The 19,025-nt window shown below is 40.4% G+C and carries 8 protein-coding genes; 3 read left to right on the top strand and 5 right to left on the bottom strand.

Features of this window, described 5'->3' with window-relative positions:
* Positions 1 to 1,128 precede the first annotated feature (1,128 nt).
* The gene (locus MXE38_RS06390; RefSeq protein ID WP_246913297.1) at positions 1,129 to 2,493 is read left to right on the top strand and encodes an MFS transporter; all 1,365 of its coding nucleotides are present in this window, start codon (positions 1,129 to 1,131) and stop codon (positions 2,491 to 2,493) included.
* Positions 2,494 to 2,682: 189 nt separating this feature from the next.
* Here MXE38_RS06390 and MXE38_RS06385 read toward each other — a convergent pair whose 3' ends face one another.
* Positions 2,683 to 3,774, bottom strand: coding sequence for an ISAs1 family transposase (locus MXE38_RS06385; RefSeq protein WP_348647364.1), 1,092 nt, complete (start codon positions 3,772 to 3,774; stop codon positions 2,683 to 2,685).
* 218 nt (positions 3,775 to 3,992) lie between these two features.
* Here MXE38_RS06385 and MXE38_RS06380 point away from each other — a divergent pair, with 218 nt between their 5' ends.
* Positions 3,993 to 4,136, top strand: a complete 144-nt coding sequence (locus tag MXE38_RS06380) for a hypothetical protein (protein WP_246913295.1) — start codon at positions 3,993 to 3,995, stop codon at positions 4,134 to 4,136.
* Between the two features lie 279 nt (positions 4,137 to 4,415).
* Here the strand turns inward: MXE38_RS06380 and MXE38_RS06375 are convergent, their stop codons facing one another.
* The 4 genes from MXE38_RS06375 to nadE all read right to left on the bottom strand — a co-directional run bounded on the left by MXE38_RS06375 (position 4,416) and on the right by nadE (position 14,815).
* The gene (locus tag MXE38_RS06375) at positions 4,416 to 9,767 is read right to left on the bottom strand and encodes a type ISP restriction/modification enzyme (protein ID WP_246913293.1); all 5,352 of its coding nucleotides are present in this window, start codon (positions 9,765 to 9,767) and stop codon (positions 4,416 to 4,418) included.
* Between the two features lie 938 nt (positions 9,768 to 10,705).
* A complete protein-coding gene (locus MXE38_RS06370; RefSeq protein ID WP_246913291.1) occupies positions 10,706 to 11,212 on the bottom strand; it encodes a hypothetical protein in 507 nt (168 codons plus the stop codon).
* Positions 11,213 to 11,246: 34 nt separating this feature from the next.
* On the bottom strand, positions 11,247 to 12,203 hold the full coding sequence (locus MXE38_RS06365; protein ID WP_246913290.1) for a site-specific DNA-methyltransferase: 957 nt from the start codon (positions 12,201 to 12,203) through the stop codon (positions 11,247 to 11,249).
* Positions 12,204 to 12,775: 572 nt separating this feature from the next.
* Positions 12,776 to 14,815, bottom strand: a complete 2,040-nt coding sequence (gene nadE / locus MXE38_RS06360) for an NAD(+) synthase (RefSeq protein ID WP_246913289.1) — start codon at positions 14,813 to 14,815, stop codon at positions 12,776 to 12,778.
* Between the two features lie 1,628 nt (positions 14,816 to 16,443).
* Between nadE and MXE38_RS06355 the strand changes: the two genes are divergently transcribed.
* Positions 16,444 to 18,531, top strand: coding sequence for an isoamylase (locus tag MXE38_RS06355; protein WP_246913288.1), 2,088 nt, complete (start codon positions 16,444 to 16,446; stop codon positions 18,529 to 18,531).
* Positions 18,532 to 19,025 lie beyond the last annotated feature (494 nt).

Raw genomic sequence — 19,025 nt, 5'->3', positions numbered from 1 at the left:
ATGAAAGTAATGTGCAATAAATGATTCCTACAAGGTTTTTTATCCATCATTTCATGAATCAATTGGTGTTAGAATGCATTAAAAGCAAATGCCTTGTTGTCATATATGGTCTTATTAAGGCTTATACTAAGTTAATACAGGTAAGTATGAATATAGCTAAAACTATAGCACCCCACTTTAGGATTTGCTTTATCAAAACCACTAGCACCACTACATGTATATGACTTTGGTCAGTTGGATAAATAATCAAAAAACAGCCTGTTTATCACTATTGTGATGAAAACCTATAGCCTCATTAGTCAGCTATTACTCTGCGAGAGTTGCAATTTCCCTTGTCCATATGACTATTTCTAAATTATGAATGCTCTATGACATACTCTGCCATAAAGAAAAATGGTTTTATAAGCCCCATAATTATGGAAGTAGCTTACCAATGTCAGGTATTAGTAGCAAAGAGCTTATTTTAGAGCACAAAAGCACACTAGGATCCAAGATGGTGCAATATATCGTATAGGCATTTTGGCATATTTATGGTATTTGTGCTGATGGTGTCGATAAATTTAGTGCCACATAGTTTTTTCTTAATGGCAAATAGGAATATACTTTAACCAAAGGCTTAAGCTTTCTTAATTTCCCTACCACGCATATTTTGTTTTATTTAATGATTTTTTGTTTTTTCGGCTATGCGCGTGAGGCCAAATCGAAGGCTTTTATCTCTTGCTTAGTCTTAGAAACTTTCTAAAACAACTCCAGTTGTACTCACTAACGTCATTTTGACCTTGTGCTTATTTAAGGTGCTCTTTGGCCCTACTAATTGGCACTTTAGTAGTGTTTGCTTGGTGATTGTTTAGGGAGTGGATTTACCTTCTAAACTCTATGCTTAGGCATTATGCTTATTTCTCTTTGCCTGTGGCTTTTATAAGCACACTTTAGCCTAACTTTTTAGAAACAAAGTACTCTCTTGTTTCCGCTGTTTTAGCAGAGGGAGTGCTAAAGACCAAAGCACTTAGGGCTACAAGACAATAGATTCTTGCCACACTTTACTTGCTGTGCAGGTAAAGCTTCTTATTAGTGTTTAGCTAGCTTATTTGTCTTGTTTAAGAAATTATTCGGAAACAGGAGATCCCCATGAATTGGAAAGTTGTTCTAGCTTTGATGACATGTAATGTAGTGTTAATGTCAGCAAGCTACACTATGCTTATTCCTTTTTTACCTCTCTACCTAAAAAATGATCTAGGAGCTTCACCTGAGTCTTTAAATATCTGGACAGGTGCTATCTTTGCTATTTCCTTTGCCGTATGCGCAGTAATGGCTCCTATTTGGGGCAAGATGGCAGACTCTAAGGGCAAGAAGCTCATGCTTATTCGCTCCAGCTCCTTAATTGCCTTAACCTACTTTTTAGGTGCCTTAGTACAAACTCCTTTCCAGCTATTCTTAGTGCGTATCTTGCAAGGTTTTGCTGCTGGTTTATGGCCAGCTTCCTTAGCTCTAACCTCAGCTTATACCCCAGCTAATAAGGTAGGCATTAGTATGGGTGTAATGCAAAGTGCCAATATTTGTGGTGGTATTTTAGGCCCTCTCTTTGGTGGTGTATTAGCAGAGTCTTTTGGTATTCGCACCTCTTTCTTTATCTCAGCTGGTGCCTTATGCGCAATTACCTTGGTAACCATCTTCTTTATTAAAGAACCACCAAAAGCCCAAGATCAAAAAGGTAAAGCAGTGGTGTCCTATGGTGAGCTTCTAAAGCGTAATGGCATTATGATTTTGCTCATCGCCACAGGCCTTACCAATATGGTGATTTTATTGCTCCAGCCTATCTTAACTCTCTATATTGGAGAGCTAAGAGGTACAGATGAGAACCTAATTTTAATTTCAGGTTTAGTATTCTCGCTATCAGGTTTTGCAGGAGCTATTGCTGCTCCTATTTGGGGTCGTAAGGGACAGGCTATTGGCTTTTATCGCACCATGGTTACCGCATTAATCGCAGCTGGTATCTTAATTGCGGCTCAATATATACCTAATACTCTGGTTCCTTTTGCTATTTTGCAATTTTGTGTAGGCTTAGGCTTTTCTGGCATTTTCCCATCAGCTAATGCCATGATTATTAATCTAACCTCACCATTAGAAAGAGGCTCAGCTTTTGGTATGCTGTTCTCCTCCCAGCAAATTGGTGGTGCTATTGGCCCGCTTATTGGTGGTTTGATTGCTACTTATGTCAACTTAGCCTCAGTATTCTTTGTCTCAGGCTGTACTTTAGTATTCATTGCTATCTTGGTAATTCTAAAAGCCCCTGCTAGCCTTAAGATTAATCCTCAGCTAGCCGCCAAAGAACCCCCAAGTCATGATGCTATTAGTGCTATTAAAGAAGAGGCTGCTAAAGAAATTGCCAAAGAAATGGCCGCCCAAGCTAAGGCTCAAGCCCAAGCTCAAAAGCTCCAGCAAGATGCTCATGATAAAGAGCCGGTGCTAAGCTCCAACGCAAGCAACAAATAATTCAGTTTATTTTTCGCAAATAATTAAAGGGCAAGATGGCCAAGCATCCTGCCCTTTATTTTTGCCAGGCAACTCCACTTTTTTCTTTGTCTGGGGCTCTAACGCCCTATTTCTTTAATTGAGCTTGCTTATGGGCAGTAATCTCATGTTTTCCTAAGCAGCCCCCAATAATAACAGGGTCGACGTGTCTTATTTTTCGATAGCCTTGTTGTAAAGTAGCTTCATCAAAAGATCTTTGGAATTTGCTAGTGCAAAGCATCTACTCTTTACGGAGCTCTTGTTTCTTTTTTCACCAAAATCAACTGAACGCACACAGTTAAGAGCAAAGCGAAGGAGACGAGAGAAATTCTTAGCGGAGTTTTTTGTTTTTCTAGTCTCATCCTCATTAAAACTTATATCAAGTTGCCAGTGGCAGTCATTCTCAATTGACCAGTGGTTTTTAGTGCTCGCAAGGTAGTGAGCTGCATCAAATTTGGAGTTAACAATATAATAACGAATATCTTCGGCTGTCTCACCTGATGCCTTGTTTGTAGTAGTGCAAGTAACTTTAATAACTTGTTTAAGTCCAGCCCATCTGCTTGAGGTTGTGATTACTTTTGGATTAGCTTTAAAAACCTCACATTTTCGCTGAATCACTTTACCACTATATGAATCAATTTCGTTGTCAACATCTATTGGCTTATAGTTGCAACATAACTCTTTGACCTCATCATTAAGTGACTTTTGATTATCTTTAACAGCAAGCAAATAGAATCCCTGCTTATCATTAATCAACTTAGCAATTTCAGTTTGTGTTCCTAAAGCATCTATAGAAACTTCGGCTTTTTTGATATTTAGCTTGTTTAAAAGCAAAGGAATAGCAGTAATTTCGTTGCTCTTATCATCAACAGACACTTGGCCTAAAGATAGTTTACAATCAGCACACCAGGCCGCAACAATATGGATGATTCCATCACTTGCTTTTGTTGCGCCACGCATTTGTTTGCCATCAAGGTTAATTAGTTTACCTTCGAGACTATCTCCAATCAGATACTCTGCAAAAGAAATAAATGCCTTTTCAAACTCTTCCTCTGGAAGAATAGAAAAGAACCGGTTATAAGTATCATGTGAAGGAATGCCATTAGTAAAGGGCAAAAACTCTTTAAGCAGCTGTAGCTTATCCTCAGCAAACTCTGCTATTTCGTACCATGATCTAGCTCCTGACCAAATAGCAACTAAAGCACTGAATATAAGCTCATCTAAAGGATATTTTTTGGTACGATCTATTCTTGGGTCTTTAATATCCTTAAAAAAAAAAAAACTAATTCCATATTAATATCCTCTTTAGCGAAATAAGAGGATGTAGAATTGCATAAATAAGCTAAAATAGCAAATTGTTTAGGTTTTCCATGCAAACTATATTAATATAATTTCTTCGGAAAAAAAGATGCGTCGACCCTGCCAATAATAAAGGAGTAACTTTGAGTTTTGTCTACCAACTTCCTTTAGGAGTTAACTCTATGAAATTTCTATCCTTAATTTGTGCCTTATTGTTAGCCACAGTATTAGTAGGCTGCAATAGTAATAGTAGCTCTAGCTCTAGCTCTTCAACCAACAGCCAAGACCAAGTCTACGTTAACAATGTCTACCCTGATATCTCTTAATTTGCTCTTGATATCTGCTCATCTCTAATAGAGCTCTTGCAAAGGCTCAGACATAGTAGAGACAATCACGTATTTACCTTAAAACACCAACTCTAACTGTATACAATCTAATCAAATTAATGGTCTACTTATCATTACTCGATTGCTATTAATGCTACTACCGCCCTAACACTCAAGCTGTTGGTTTGCATTCAAAGAAAAGCTCCTAAGCATTTCTGCATAAGAGCTTTTCATATTATGTGCTTAATCGACTACAGCTATTAGCTGTTTACAACAGACTTACTTATCTAATGGGTGGATATTAAGCTTTGGTAGAGCCTTTACTATCTTCATAGTTTCAAGAGAAACAGTAATCACTCTTAAAATAAGCTTAAATATGTACTTCTCATCACCCATTTCTTTAGCATAGTCATTAAAGTCATTAACAATGCCGCTGTCCTTATCGGTAGAAACACAGCAACGCTCCACAATCCAATCAAGGGCAGACTTCTTGTTAACAATGTACTCTTGAGCCTCAAGAGGAATGTTCTTAATGGCAATGCTGTTGTTGTAGATAATGGTTGAGCGATCCTTGGCTGCATCACCTTTTTGCCCAGCAATCTTGCCATAGGCAAGCTTTTCTACTCGGTAAGAAGGAGCATCAGCCATCTCTATGGTGCAGCCATCATATGGCTTTACAGTCTCATAGTTAACATGAAGCTCAGCTAGAGCACGACCAGCCTTTTCAAAAGCAGCAAATTCCTCATAAGTAGCCACACGTGGAATACGAGCCAGCTCCTTTTGTAGGTTGTTAGCATAAGTACTACGATACTCAGGGCTATGCAACACGCCATAAATATAGTAGAAAATCGCATCCACATCGACCTTATCAGCATGCTCATGATAAGCATCCTTAAAGTGCTGGACCGCCTCAGGATTGATACCATCACTGCGCACATAGCCATGCTCATCAGGCTGAACCGACTTGAACTCTCCAATCAACCCACCCTTAAGAGCTTCGGTATAAACGTAGCGTGGAAGGCATTGTGTACCAGAATCAAGGACATGTAGATCCATAATAGAATCTGATATCAAACAATTTATGTCTTTAGCTCCTACACTAACAATGCCAATAATTAAGTTTTTAGCGCCGCTATAAGGGAAGAGCTTTGGCATTTGGTAAGTACAGTTAATCCATAATGGATCATTGTAAAAGAACTGCTTAAAGAACGGTCTATAAACTGAAGTAACAATGCTTGATTCTTTAAATTCAGGATAAGCTCTGCCCATCTCAACATGTTTAATTTGAGGTCTATCCCACTTAATCTTTTTAGGATCAGTATCACGAACAAAGCTATCTCCTAGCTGTTTCTTAAGTGAAACTTGCTCATTATAGAAACTAATACATCTATTGAAATTAGATGTAATCTTTTCTTTTAAAGCGTTATATGACCAAACATCACGACTAGTGAAAATTCCCAAACTAAAATTATTAAATACAGCTAAGCCATCAGTCTTTTTGCCATCAACAGTAATAAACTTGGCAAAGTCAGTTCGTCTCTGATTGAGCCAATCATTATGCTCATCAGGAACAATTTCTGTTAATTTTGCACTCTTAATAGTACCTAACTTAGCAAGCTGACCGAGCTTATCCTCTCTGCTCATGTAGTCATCAACACACCCAAAGTAGATCTTGCCTTGTTCTGCGGCATTTGGATTCTTTACCAAAATAGTGATAGCAATAGGAGCACGGCTTCCAACACCAAAAACATTGTCCTTTTCACGACGTCTTTGTTCACCTGATGTTCTGGCATTACCCTTTAAGTGGTAAATGTAAATAGAGCTAAACTCTTCTGACAAGCACTTACGCATGCCGTTAGCAGATGCGCTATCAAGCCAACCTGCATTAGTAACAAAGGCAATCACGCCTTTATCGCCTAACTTATCAGAGGCCCATCTAAAAGCTTTGATATAACTATCATAGAGCTTTCCTTTTAAGTTAACTCCTTTTGCCTCTTTAACGTATGTATCCTGAACACGTGTATCCACACCGCCATCACCTAAATAGCGATCATTCTTGTTGTCATCATTTTGGTTATCCTGACCTACAGAATATGGAGGATTGCCAATAATGACACGCAGGTCGAGGCTGTCGACTTGCTTGCGGCGGGAGGTGTTTTTGCCGATGGAGTCCTTAAAGATTGGGGCTATTTCCTCATCGTGCAGGGCAAAGGTGTCGGTTAAGACTGTAATGTTGTTTGGAGCGTATGGAGCCTTTGGGAAAAACTCTTGATATACAGCTTCCATATTGATGGAGGCTACATAGTAGGCAAGAGGCATAAGCTCAAAGGCATGCAGTTCGTTAAAGTACTTGTAAGGTAAGGCATCCTTGGGGATTAAGTCCTCAGATTGCATTAGTCGGGTAATAAAGGTACCTGTACCAGTAAATGGATCAAGGACATGTACGCCAGGATCGGCAAAGGTCTGACCAAACTCTTGCTTTAAGATGTCATTTACAGAGTGGTTAATAAAGTCCACTACTTCTAATGGAGTATAAACAATACCCAGCTTTTCCTGTTGCTTAGGGAAAGCTACTTTAAAGAAGCGATCGAATAAGTCGACAATTACGGATTGGCGCTCGGCAATGGTCTTAACGTTTTGCATACGAATGCCAACCGATCTGTAGAAGTACTCCAGTTCCTTGTTAGCCTTATGCAACCCATTATCGTCAAACTTCTCCAGCATATCAGTAAGAGCTTTGGCAATTGGGTTGTTCTCTGTAAAAGCATAGCCCTTAAAGAGAGCATCAAGCACTGGCTTAATTACGATATGCTGGGAGAGCATCTCAATTACTTCGTCATCGCTAAGGGTATTACCACCAAAGAGCGCATCTTGAGCATTTTGGTTATCATTTTGAGTTGCCTTATGACCATTAATTGAGCATGAGAGCTGATCCTTAAAGTCATTAAAAGCATAGCGCAGTTCTTTGTTTTCGGTGTTGTTGAGTTTGTCTTTGATGAAAGCTACCTGATTCTTACAGATTTCAGCTACATCCTCAGCCCATTCTTCCCATTCACGGCGATTACCAAGCTTCTTGATAATGGCTGACTTAATGGTATTTTCTACCTTAAATACAAAGTCCTCACCAATAAGAGTTCCTTGAGTTGGTGCTAGAGAGCCACTTAATAAATCTCCAGCGCCAGAGCTTGAGCCTTCGCCTTTGCCTTCACCATCACTGTAAACTTTTGGTTTATTAGTGGCTGACTTAGCTTTGCGCTCAATAGCATTGTGGTTAACGCACACTACTTCGATACGATCGCTTAGTTTTTCTAAGGCACCGTCGACTATGACATCATTAGGGTTAATGGCTTTTAAGGCCTTGAGCACTTGCCAAATACAGGCAAACTTATCAGAGCGGCTTAAGGCATTATCAATATTCTCTAAATTGTCTACCACTACTGGCAAAATGACATAGCCACGTATCTTGCCAGGGGCACGACGCATTACACGGCCCACAGTCTGCACTACCTCAACTTGGGACTTACGTGGGGACAAGAAGATAACAGCATCCAGCGCAGGCACATCCACGCCTTCGCTCAGACAGCGCACGTTAAAGAGAATTTTGCAGTGATCCTGCTCTGGCTCTTCACGCAACCACTGTAAGAGATCGCCTTTTTGATTGGCATTCATAGAGCCATCAATATGCTTACAATCGCAGTGTAGTTGGTGATTGGCAACATATTCGTACTCTTGTTCCTCAAAAGCATCACGCTCTTTATTAGCAAGTTCTAAAACTTGGTCACGATAAACATTAACAACATTGTCAAACTCTTGAGTAAATAGCTTGGAGGCAATTTTGATGTTCTTAGCATCTCTGTTAATTACTTGAGCAAAGCCTACCACTCTTTTCATTGGCTTAGCATCATCATGTAAGTCCTCAGAGGTGCCATACTTGTTGAGAGCTTTCCAGCTACCAATAATACGAGCGGCGTGATCTTCATTAATACGTTCAATGATGTCTTCATCACTACGTATAAAGCGAGAGTCTGAGGCAAGAACAATGACCTTGTAGTCGACCAGACAGCCTAATTGCACGGCCTCATCAAAATTCAAACTATGGAATACTGGGCCAAATACAGCCTCATCATCCATAGAATAAAGGATTACTTCATTATTGTCTTTTTGCTCTTTAGCAGCATCACCATAGATCTTTGGAGTAGCAGTCATATACAAGCGCTTTTTAGCGTGGATAAACTGGTCATTATGAACACGAGTAAAGACAGCTTCCTCATCATCAATAAAGTCCAATTTTGACTTGCGTGACTTGGTTTTAGCCTTGGTTGCTGGTTCTTGTTCTGGTGCTGACAGAGCATCTGCCTTGGCAGTGCTTGGAGCATTAGGAACTTGAGGGGCTATAATTGCAGCTTGGGTCTCAGCAGTTGCTGGAACTGGTGCTGGCGCTTGGGTTTGCTCGGCATTGGTGGCACTAAGGTTGGTGTCATTTAGGAGGCCGCTGTGAGCAAGGATTTCCTTTTTAGTAAGGTCTGGATTGATAAGGTAGCCACCTGCGGTGCGGTGGGCCTCATCGCAAATTACTAAGTCAAAAGGACGCATGCCTAACTTGTTTTGAGCAAGGGCAATAACTTCAATGGATTGGTAGGTAGAGAAAATGACTACCATGCCTTGTTCTTGCTGCTGCTCTTTATATTGGAAAGCATTTTGCACATGCTTGGCTAAATCTTGCTCATTGGTAGTAGCAGGGTAGTTAAGCTCATTAGGAGTTAATAAATCATCGATAGAGCCGCTCTTAGTCTTCTTACCCACAGTGGTATCAGAGCATACAGCAAAAGCCCTAATTGGAAATTCACTTTGTTGTTTCCAATCAGATAGAGTTTGGCTTAAGAGGGCTAAGGATGGCACTAAGAAAAGCACAAAACCATTATTATTGGTCTGAGCCTCAGCAATCTTTAAAGAGGTATAGGTCTTACCTGTACCGCAAGCCATAATCAGCTTGCCTCTATCATGAGTCTTAAAGCCTGAGATGACGTTTTGCAATGCAGTTTGCTGATAGGTACGTAATGAGCGCTTGGTAACTTGTACTTGTCCAGTCTGTTGATATTTAGACCAGTTAATAGAGGATTGGGCTAATTGCTCACGATCAATCACAATACAAGGCACAGTCTTGCTTGCTAAGGTAGCTAAAGCATTGTCAGACCAATTGCTATTGGTAGCAACCAGTATGCGACCAGTAAAGAAAGAGGTATCAGAGGCTGATAGAAAGGAGTCGATTTCCTTTTTAGGAACCTTGGCATCCTGAGCATAAAACTTACATTGAATAGCAGTGTAAGTTTGAGACTCATTGTCTAAGCATAAGTTGGTAGCAACTAAGTCAATACCAATATCTTTCTTGTTAGGAACAATGTCAGTATGCTCTTGTGCCCAGTCAGCATAGGTTTGAATCTTAGCAAAATCATTCTTATAGGTAGGATCGTTTTGCAAAAAGTCTAAGACCAGATTCTCAAAACGAGTACCCTTATCCTTCTCATCGCTAGAGCTTTGCTCAATGCTATTAAGCAATTTGTAAAAGGACTGAATGTTTGTGTCCTCTACCTGCTCTTGAGCATCAATTTTGCCAGCCGCCATATCACTCATGCTCTTATCTCCCAACAGTCTACCAAATAATAGTTAAATCTGTACTTAAACCACTATAATATATTTTAGACTACACAAGTGCAATAAGCCGTGATCTATCTGGCAATATACTTGGCAACAAAAGTTTAAGAACCCCACCACCATCCTTACCTCGTGATATAACCCCTGCCTTTTTTCGCAATTTATTTCAGGGCTGATAGAGCCCAAAGGCTGGTTTTGCTTGTGCCAGAGCCAGTTCAATTTCAAAGGTAAAGGCAAATACAATTGTAAGTGCAAGTTTTCAAAAGTTCGTTTACAACTATGAGCTAGCTTAAGGCTAACATTATCCTTGTTAATTTTTGGTTTGACCATGAATAAACTTTCGTAAACTCTCACTAGTGCCAGCGTAAGGGTAAGTTCAATGACAAGTTCTAAGGGCAAGAGCAATGGCAATGATAGGGGCAAATGCAAGAGCAAGTTCTAAGGCAAGAGCAATGGCAAGTGCAAGGGTACGGCCAAGTGCGAGTTCAAAGGTAATTGTTCAAGTAAATATCTTGTGGGATACCTTAGTATGGCCGCATTATGGTTTACCTGACAATAGTAATAAACCGCTAAAATACCTTGCTCAGAAAGCTGCCATTTTCTAAATATCTGGATAATAGCCTGTTGATCCCACAGGACTTTTATTTGCCCCAGGTAATGGTAAGTACTAACAAATGTAAAAGCGCTAAGAGGCTTTAGCTGTCGCTATGGGCTGGGGTTCAGGTTCAGGCTGAGGTTTAATCTCAAGCTGTGGCCTATATTCAGGCTTAAGCTTAGCCTGAGGTTGGCTTGTGGTTGGAAGGGGCTTTAACTACGAAAGAACCCTGTTAAATGGCCAGGCTTTGGGCCTGGCGGATAATTTAACTGGGCTGGTAGTGTTTTAAGCTATTTGTAGCTTGCTGGAGTTGCGCTGAGGGCTAATCGTATAAGGAGGCGCTTAGCACTGGGAGGCGTAAGTAGCCCTTAGTGGAGCTGTCGTCCTTTTCGATGTGGAAGGCGGTGGCAAAGCGCTCACGCTTCCATTGGTTACGCTGGAAGAGGTTAAAGAAGCGCTTGACTGAGCGCTTAATATCCTCGTCGCTTAGACCTAAATCTACAGTAACGCTCTTAAAGTCATCTTCCTTGCCTGCAATTAAGGCATGCTCGATTTGATCTGGTAGCATGTCCTCTTGGGCAAAGAGGCGACGAATGGTGTCTAATAATGGATATGGCATTAAGTCCTTTTCATCAGTTTGCTCACCACCTGGACGCAACTCAGCTGTTGGGGCTTGGGCTACAATATAGCTCATAGCAGGAACTTTAAAGCGCTGCTCAAAGCCATCTAAGCCAATACCATCATGCATAATGGCACGATTCATCTTTAATATAGTGCTCTTACCAATACCTGCAATTGGGCTTAAACCACCAGCAGTATCGCCATCCATAGTGCAATTGTGTTTATTTCACCATTTTCTTGCACTATAATGCTGACGTTGTCGAATTTTGAAAGATAGGTGTGAAAAAATCATCAACGCTGCTGATTTCTATATAATCAGTGTTTTGCCCTAAATTCTTCATCAATTCAAGATGCTTATTGAAATAGTCTATTGAAGTAATGGCACTATCACACATCAAACAATGTCGTCCCTCTGTGATACAGACACGCCCAACAGTACCGCTGCCCGCAAAAAAATCAAGTACTACAGAGCCTGGGTATGATAGAGCTTTAACAAAACGACCAATTATTTCAATAGGCTTTTGAGTCGGGTGTCCTACCCGCTCTTTACTGTTTCCGTTTAAACGGCCGATTTCCCATACATTTGTTGGGTTTTTCCCTTTCATTGTGTTTTCGGGATTTAGCCGCTTATCTTTCAGTGCTAGTGCCAATTCCTTTTCAGAATATGGCACTCTAACAGAATCTAAATCAAAATAATAGTCATTAGATTTGGCCAACCAAATTACTTCCTCATGTCTATTGGCAAAATACCGATGAGCAGACATTCCATTTTTGTATCGCCAAATAATAGTGTTAATCAACTTGAACTTTGTATTATGTCTGATGTAATGAATTATATCAATCAAATCTCCCGATTTGACATCTCTAAACTGAATGCCACCAAAAATAACCATACTACCGTCCATTGAAAGAACTCTGTATGCTTCATCAAGCCATTTTGCAGCCCACTCAATATAGTTGTCGTAAATATCCCAGTCTGCAAGTTCGAGATTATATGGCGGGTCAATGCAAATTAACTGCACGGAATTGTCAGGTATTGCTTTCAAAAAATCACAGCAGTCCATGATATTCAGGCATATCTTAGTTTTATCAGGATTAGAAAAATCAGCCGCCGTCTTATGCTTAAGCGTATTGTCTTTGCGCATTTTATTCAAAGACATCAAAGCATGATTATGATGTGACTTATTATGAATAGCCATACGTTCACCTCAATTATTTGCTGCGTTTCTCTCGACTATAGTGACAAGTACGCACCCAAGAGCTGCTACGATTTTCGATATAGTGTGTTAATAGTATATAAATGCGATATAAATTTGCTCATTTATTCTAGCAAGAGTTGTTGAAAAAATCGTGGCAAAATACAATGCACTAGTGCCTGAAATTTGCTGAAAATTATCCCTTAACTTACGAAATTTCCCTTGTAAATCAGCTTTAAGAGCACAAAGAGCATTTTCGATTAAGTGATAAATATCACTTTCAAAAAACAACTATCCTGATATATATCGGATTTATATCAATAAGGGATAAATTTCAGCAAATTTCAGGTAAACAGACATTGAAATTCAATATACTCGGCAACAAAATTTTGGGTTCTACTCAACAAAAGTTGTGGCTTAGATTCAGGCTTGAGCTTCGTCTGAGGTAGAGGTTGGAAGGGGGCTTTAACTACGAAAGAGCCCAGTTATGGAGCCAGGCTTGAGGCTTGGCGGCTAATTTAACTGGGCTGGTAGTGTTTTAAGCTAGTTGTTGCTTGATGGGGTTGCGCAGGTGGCTAATCGTATAAGGAGGCGCTTAGCACTGGGAGGCGTAAGTAGCCCTTAGGGGAGCTGTCGTCCTTTTCGATGTGGAAGGCGGTGGCAAAGCGCTCACGCTTCCATTGGTTACGTTGAAAGAGGTTAAAGAAGCGCTTGACTGAGCGCTTAATATCCTCGTCGCTCAGGCCTAAATCTACAGTAACGCTCTTAAAGTCATCTTCCTTGCCTGCAATTAAGGCATGCTCGATTTGATCTGGTAGCATGTCCTCCTGGGCAAAGAGGCGACGAATGGTGTCTAATAGTGGATATGGCATTAAGTCCTTTTCATCAGTTTGCTCACCACCTGGACGCAATTCAGCTGTTGGGGCTTGGGCTACAATATAGCTCATGGCAGGAACTTTAAAGCGCTGCTCAAAACCATCTAAGCCAATACCATCATGCATAATGGCACGATTCATCTTTAAGATAGTGCTCTTACCAATACCTGCAATTGGGCTTAAACCACCAGCAGTATCGCCATCCATAGTGCAATAGCCTACCGCAGCCTCAGATAAGTTTGAGGTAGCAATTAGTAAAAAGCCCTTATGGTTAGCTAATAACCAAATACCAGGTAAACGAGAGCGTGCTTGAATATTTTGCAGAGCAATATCATCGCTGCTCCAGCTAAGCTCATAGCCTAAAGCCTTATTGATATTACTTAAGTAGTCACTTACAACATTGGAAATTGACCACTCATAGAAAGTAGCACCTAAGCACTCAGACATCTTGGTAGCAGCTACTCTGGTTACTTGACCCGAGTAGTCAGATCCTTGGTAGGCACATACCAATACCTGTGGAATAACATACTTTTTAAGCACCTCAATCATCTTTTCCATAAGAAGATTGCTAGTAGCGCTTGAATATGGGCCCATGCCACCAAGGCTTATGACCTCCTCTAAGAAGGCATCATAGTCAAACTTAATATTAAGCTCTTTGAGCTCTTGTACGTATTCTTGGGCACCTAAATGGCGTAAAGCATGTACCTGGCTTAAAGCTACTACAGTTGCACATAAAGCAGAGTCAGCACCACCTGACAAAGACAGAGCAAAGCCCTTAGAGTGGGTCTTTTTCATCCAGTCATACATACCAAGAGCCACAGCTTTGAGCATTTCATCGTACTCAGCCAAAGCTGGCTCTACACCGCTCTTAGCAGTAACTATTTCATATGGTCTAAAGGAGAATAAAGGATTACGGGCAATAACTTCATTATCTTTAATAAAGATACACTGACCATCATAAATGGTAGAACCACCCTCGCAACCTAAATTATTAACTCTAATTAAAGGCAAGTTATAAGTAGCAGCTAAGGCTAAGGCCTCTTGCTCATAACGCTGAGGTAATTCCACTTCATAGCCATAAGCCTCTGGCACTACGATAAAGGCAAATTCATCATGGTGCTGTGCAATGTAGTCCTGCAAATCAGGGCTAATAAATAATTGAGAATCACCAAAGGCAATTAAAATCTTTTGCTCGCCTACTTGAGCTACATAGCCATGAACTAAATCAAAGCCTGGAAATTCATAGGCTTGGTAGAAATAGCGCACACTATAATCAAGACGGCTATGCTCAAGCTTTAACTTACTTGGAGCAGTAAATACCACCTCATCACGAGTAAGTAAGACATAAGCACTAGCTAAAGGGCCATTTTCTAAACCATACAAGGCAGCTTGCTCTTTTTGCTCTTCATCATCATAAGCAATAGCAGCATTAAAGGCCTCCTCATTAGCAAAGCAAGAGGCAGTCATGATCTTAGGCATGCCCAGACCAACAACAAAGTCTAAAGGTAATGAGCTTTGAAACTCCTTTACTTGCTCTTGCACTTTAGCAATAAAGGCTGAGGAGAAGAATAAATCATTACACTCCATGCCGCTGACACACAGCTCGCTACAAAATAAAGCATTCTTTCCTTGCTCTAAGGCCTGTTGAACTGCTTGATTAATGCGCTGTAAATTTTGCTTAACACCAAAAGCTTGGGTATTTAAAGCTAAAGTAGCAACATTATCTAATGTAAGCTCCATATCTGCATTCCCTTTAAACAAAAACAAATGGTCAGCTAATTTCTCTGGCAACCCCTTATAGCTAAGACCAAACCAACTAACTGTTAAGCTCAGGTATTCCCTAAATTCACCTTGGCTCACATTGGCTAAACTTGGCTCACTTTAGATTATCTTAGCTCTCCTGTGCCCATATATAAGCATCTTAGCTAGCAGTGGCTGCCTTGGCTCGCCTTGACTTATCTTAGCTTGCCTGAGCATATACATATGCATCTTAGCTGGCCGTGGCTGCCTTGGCTCGCCTTGACTTATCTTAGCTTGCCAGAACACATACATATGCCTCTTAGCTAGCTGTGACGGCCTTGGCTGCCTTGGCTCGCCTTTGATTATCTTAGCTTGCCTGAGCACATACATATGCCTCTTAGCTAGCTCTGACTGCCTTGGCTCACCTTGGATTATCTTAGCTTGCCAGAACACGCATATGCATCTTAGCTAGCTATGGCTGCCTTGGCTCACCTTGGATTATCTTAGCTTGCCAGAACACGCATATGCATCTTAGCTAGCTATGGCTGCCTTGGCTCGCCTTTGCTTATCTTAGCTTGCCCGAGCACATACATATGCCTCTTAGCTAGCTCTGACTGCCTTGGCTTGCCTTGACTTATCTTAGCTTGCCAGAACACATACATATGCATCTTAGCTGGCTATGACTGCCTTGGCTTGCCTTTACTTATATTAGCTTGCCTAAGCACATACATATGCATCGTAGCTTAGCTCCCATTAACTAAAGCTTAGTTGAACTGAGCTTTGCTACACGGAGTTTTGCTGCACGAGGCTTAGCTTTGCTTTGCTAAGCTAGGCTGGGCTGAGCTGCCAAAGAAAAGATTAGCTCTTAAGTGTTAAGTTTAGCCTATTAAGCTTGCTCTTTCCTACTTTGCACCTTACCAGGCTAACAAAAAGTATTAACTGAGCTATTGTTCAGTCAGACTATACAGAAAGCATGAGAGCTTAATTTAATGAAGTTTAGCCCATTTTATGAGCCCGAGGCTATTTTCAGAGAATAGCTAAGCTTGTTTTGGATTGGTAACACTTGCTCCTTTTAGGAGCATTAAAGCCACAATTTAAATGCCCTTACTTAAAGCTTTTCCATGCAGCTTGATGTGAGTATGGTTCACTTGGTTTTATTAATGTATCTTACCTGCACAAACACTGTATCTTGCTACTTTGTATGCTCTTAATAGATAAAACATAATTTACATGCGTATTACTTTGGCTAAGACCTATGAGAACCTCTGTAGTGATGATAAATATCTTTTGGGATTAAGCATTGCAACAATCAGGATAAAAAAGCCGTTTTGTTGTCAAGTTTATCTTTAGCAAAACATGATATACATCTTGATTTTTTAAGTTTTGCTGGCAAAATATAGCCAGCACAAATTACCAGTATCATTAGGAGCTTGTATCCCTTACAAGAGGGCAATTAAGTGCTGAATCTTTGCATCTTTGCTGCATCTTAATTGAGTCTGTAATACATATCTAACCATTCATATTGGTAGCAGTATTGATCTGTCGTTAGAGCAACAAACTATCTAAGGGGAACTATCAAGTATTTAGCTCTTAGTTGTCTTGGCTCGTTTGGAAAATGGAGAAGAATCTTGGATAAATATGTTGTCTCTCAAGGACATTGCAATAAACTGGGAGCTACCATTGAAAATGGTGGTGTTAACTTTGCCATTTATTGCCCTGCCGCCTCGGTTATTGAGCTCTTATTATTCAAAGATGTTGACGATACTCAGCCAACAGTCATCTCCCTATCCTCACACTTATTCCGCTCTGTTTATTACTGGCATGTATTTGTTGCAGGCATTGGTGATCAACAAATTTACGCTTGGCGTGTTCGTGAAGCCGTACGCTCTTATAAGTCAGCTGCTAGCCACGTGGAAATTGGCAAGGTCTTAATTGATCCTTATGGTAAGCGTGTAGTATTTCCTAAAAACTACCAACGTTTCCAAGGCAATGATGAAGAGCAAAATGTTGCTACTGCCGCCCGTTCCGTAGTAGTAGATACCTCTAAGTATAATTGGGGCTTAGACTGTGCTCCTAAGCATGCTTTAAATAAGACTGTTATTTATGAAATGCATGTTAAGGGCTTTACCGCTCACCCAAGCTCTCAAGTAGCTGAGGACATTCGAGGCTCTTACCGTGGCTTAATTGAAAAGATCCCTTATTTAGTTGATTTGGGTGTTACTGCTGTTGAGTTGCTCCCTGTTTACCAATACGACAAGTTTGATGCTTTGCCTGGTAAAGAAAACTATTGGGGCTATTGCCCAATGAGCTTCTTTGCTGTTCATGAGGCCTACTCCTCTGATAAGTCCATTATGGGCCCATTAGATGAGTTTAGAGACATGGTTAAGGCTCTCCACCGTAATGGTATTGAGGTAATTTTAGACGTGGTTTATAACCACACCTCAGAAGGTGATGCCAACGGCCCATGTTATTGCTTTAAGGGCTATGATAAGCGCAGCTATTACATCATGAACGACCAAGGTGATTACTACAATTACTCTGGTTGTGGTAATACCCTTAATGCCAACAATCCAATTGTACGTTCCTTAATCTTAGATTCTCTTATTTTCTGGAAAGAGGAAATGCACGTTGATGGCTTCCGCTTTGATTTAGCCTCCATTTTAGCTCGTGATGCTGATGGTACTCCACTTAAGAATGCCCCTGCCCTCTTAGATATTGACCGCAACTGCCGCTTAGCCGATGCTAAGATTATTGCTGAGCCTTGGGATGCTGGTGGTCTTTACCAATTAGGTAACATTTCTGGCTCAAAGTGGCGTGAGTGGAATGGTCAATTTAGAGACGATGTTCGATCCTTTATGAGAGGTGACTCTAACTCTATTAAGAAGTTCGTATTACGCTTAATTGGCTCTCCAGATATCTATAACGAAAGAGAAATCGACCCACAAAAGAGTATTAACTTTATTACCTGTCATGATGGCTTTACCCTTAATGATCTTGTGTCTTATTCCTATAAGCATAATTTAGACAATGGTGAAATGGGCCGTGACGGTAATAATGACAACTACTCAACTAACTATGGTATTGAAGGCCCTACCGACGATGAGCATCTTAATGAATTACGCTTACGTCAATGTAAGAACATGTTAGCTCTTACTGTCTTATCCATGGGTACCCCAATGATTTTAATGGGTGATGAGATCTTGCGCACTCAAAATGGCAACAATAACGCCTACTGCCAAGACAATGAGCTCTCTTGGATGAACTGGGACTTAGATAAGCGCCAAGAGGAAATGCTTGCCTTTACCCGTCAAATGATTAAGCGCCGTACCATTAGAACTCGTGCTTCTAATACTTTCCGTCGCCGTAACTATACTATGCTTGATGGTGTGTTACGTAATACCAAATTACAGTGGCATGGTGTTAAGCCATTCCAACCTGATTGGTCAGATAACTCCCATACCATTGGTCTTATGGCTTACTGGGGTGTTTATAGCATTTATGCCTACATCTTTGTTAATGCTTATTGGGAAGACCTTGATGTTGAGTTACCACCATTACCACGTAACTCCAAGCGCCAGTGGAGCATGTTAGTCGACACCGCCGATAGCCTCCCAGATGATGTAGTAAATATCTTTACTATGCCTCACTACAATGCTGGTGACAAAGTAAAGGTCAACGCTCGCTCTCTCATCATTTTGGTAGCCCCAGCTTTCTAAAGCTAAAGTAAAGCTCCCCTTTATAGCTGCCTCCTAGCCCCAAACCCTAGAAGGTTGCTTAAGCCACTGCTGCACCATAGTCAGATGATGCAGCAGTTCAAGTTCTCTTTTACCTCACCCAAAAAAATCTTACACAGCTATAAGCCTCTAGCTTTGACATTAAACTATGCATAAGCAATTCTTATATCCCTCATTTTTTTATGTTTAATAACATCTATTCATCAATGCTTGTAGGGTATAAGTTATAGTAGGTTGCTTATAGAGCGTATTTCAAAGAATTTGGATGGTTTTAATTTGTTGCTTATAAGAAACAAGATAAATAAGCTGTTTAACGTATATATGTCAAGTTAACTCTGCTGGAGTTTGATATTATATCTTTTCTCAGTTTTATACGTGAATTTTCGCAAAAATGGTAATGACGTTTTGGTGTGATTAATTTTTAATTGTATTAAAACGGCATAAATATGCCTTTTTGCTTTAAAATATTATTAAAT

The sequence above is a fragment of the Anaerobiospirillum sp. NML120448 genome (assembly GCF_023050945.1).
GTDB lineage: Bacteria > Pseudomonadota > Gammaproteobacteria > Enterobacterales > Succinivibrionaceae > Anaerobiospirillum.
The sequence above is the reverse complement of the archived record's forward strand: the minus strand, read 5'-3'. Positions and strand labels throughout refer to the sequence as shown.

What these genes read in the sequence shown, in the direction of transcription:
- MXE38_RS06375 (WP_246913293.1), bottom strand. Translation starts at nt 9,767, where the DNA reads ATGAGTGATATGGCGGCTGGCAAAATTGATGCTCAAGAGCAGGTAGAG.
- nadE (WP_246913289.1), bottom strand. Translation starts at nt 14,815, where the DNA reads ATGGAGCTTACATTAGATAATGTTGCTACTTTAGCTTTAAATACCCAA.
- MXE38_RS06380 (WP_246913295.1), top strand. Translation starts at nt 3,993, where the DNA reads ATGAAATTTCTATCCTTAATTTGTGCCTTATTGTTAGCCACAGTATTA.
- MXE38_RS06365 (WP_246913290.1), bottom strand. Translation starts at nt 12,203, where the DNA reads ATGGCTATTCATAATAAGTCACATCATAATCATGCTTTGATGTCTTTG.
- MXE38_RS06370 (WP_246913291.1), bottom strand. Translation starts at nt 11,212, where the DNA reads ATGGATGGCGATACTGCTGGTGGTTTAAGCCCAATTGCAGGTATTGGT.
- MXE38_RS06390 (WP_246913297.1), top strand. Translation starts at nt 1,129, where the DNA reads ATGAATTGGAAAGTTGTTCTAGCTTTGATGACATGTAATGTAGTGTTA.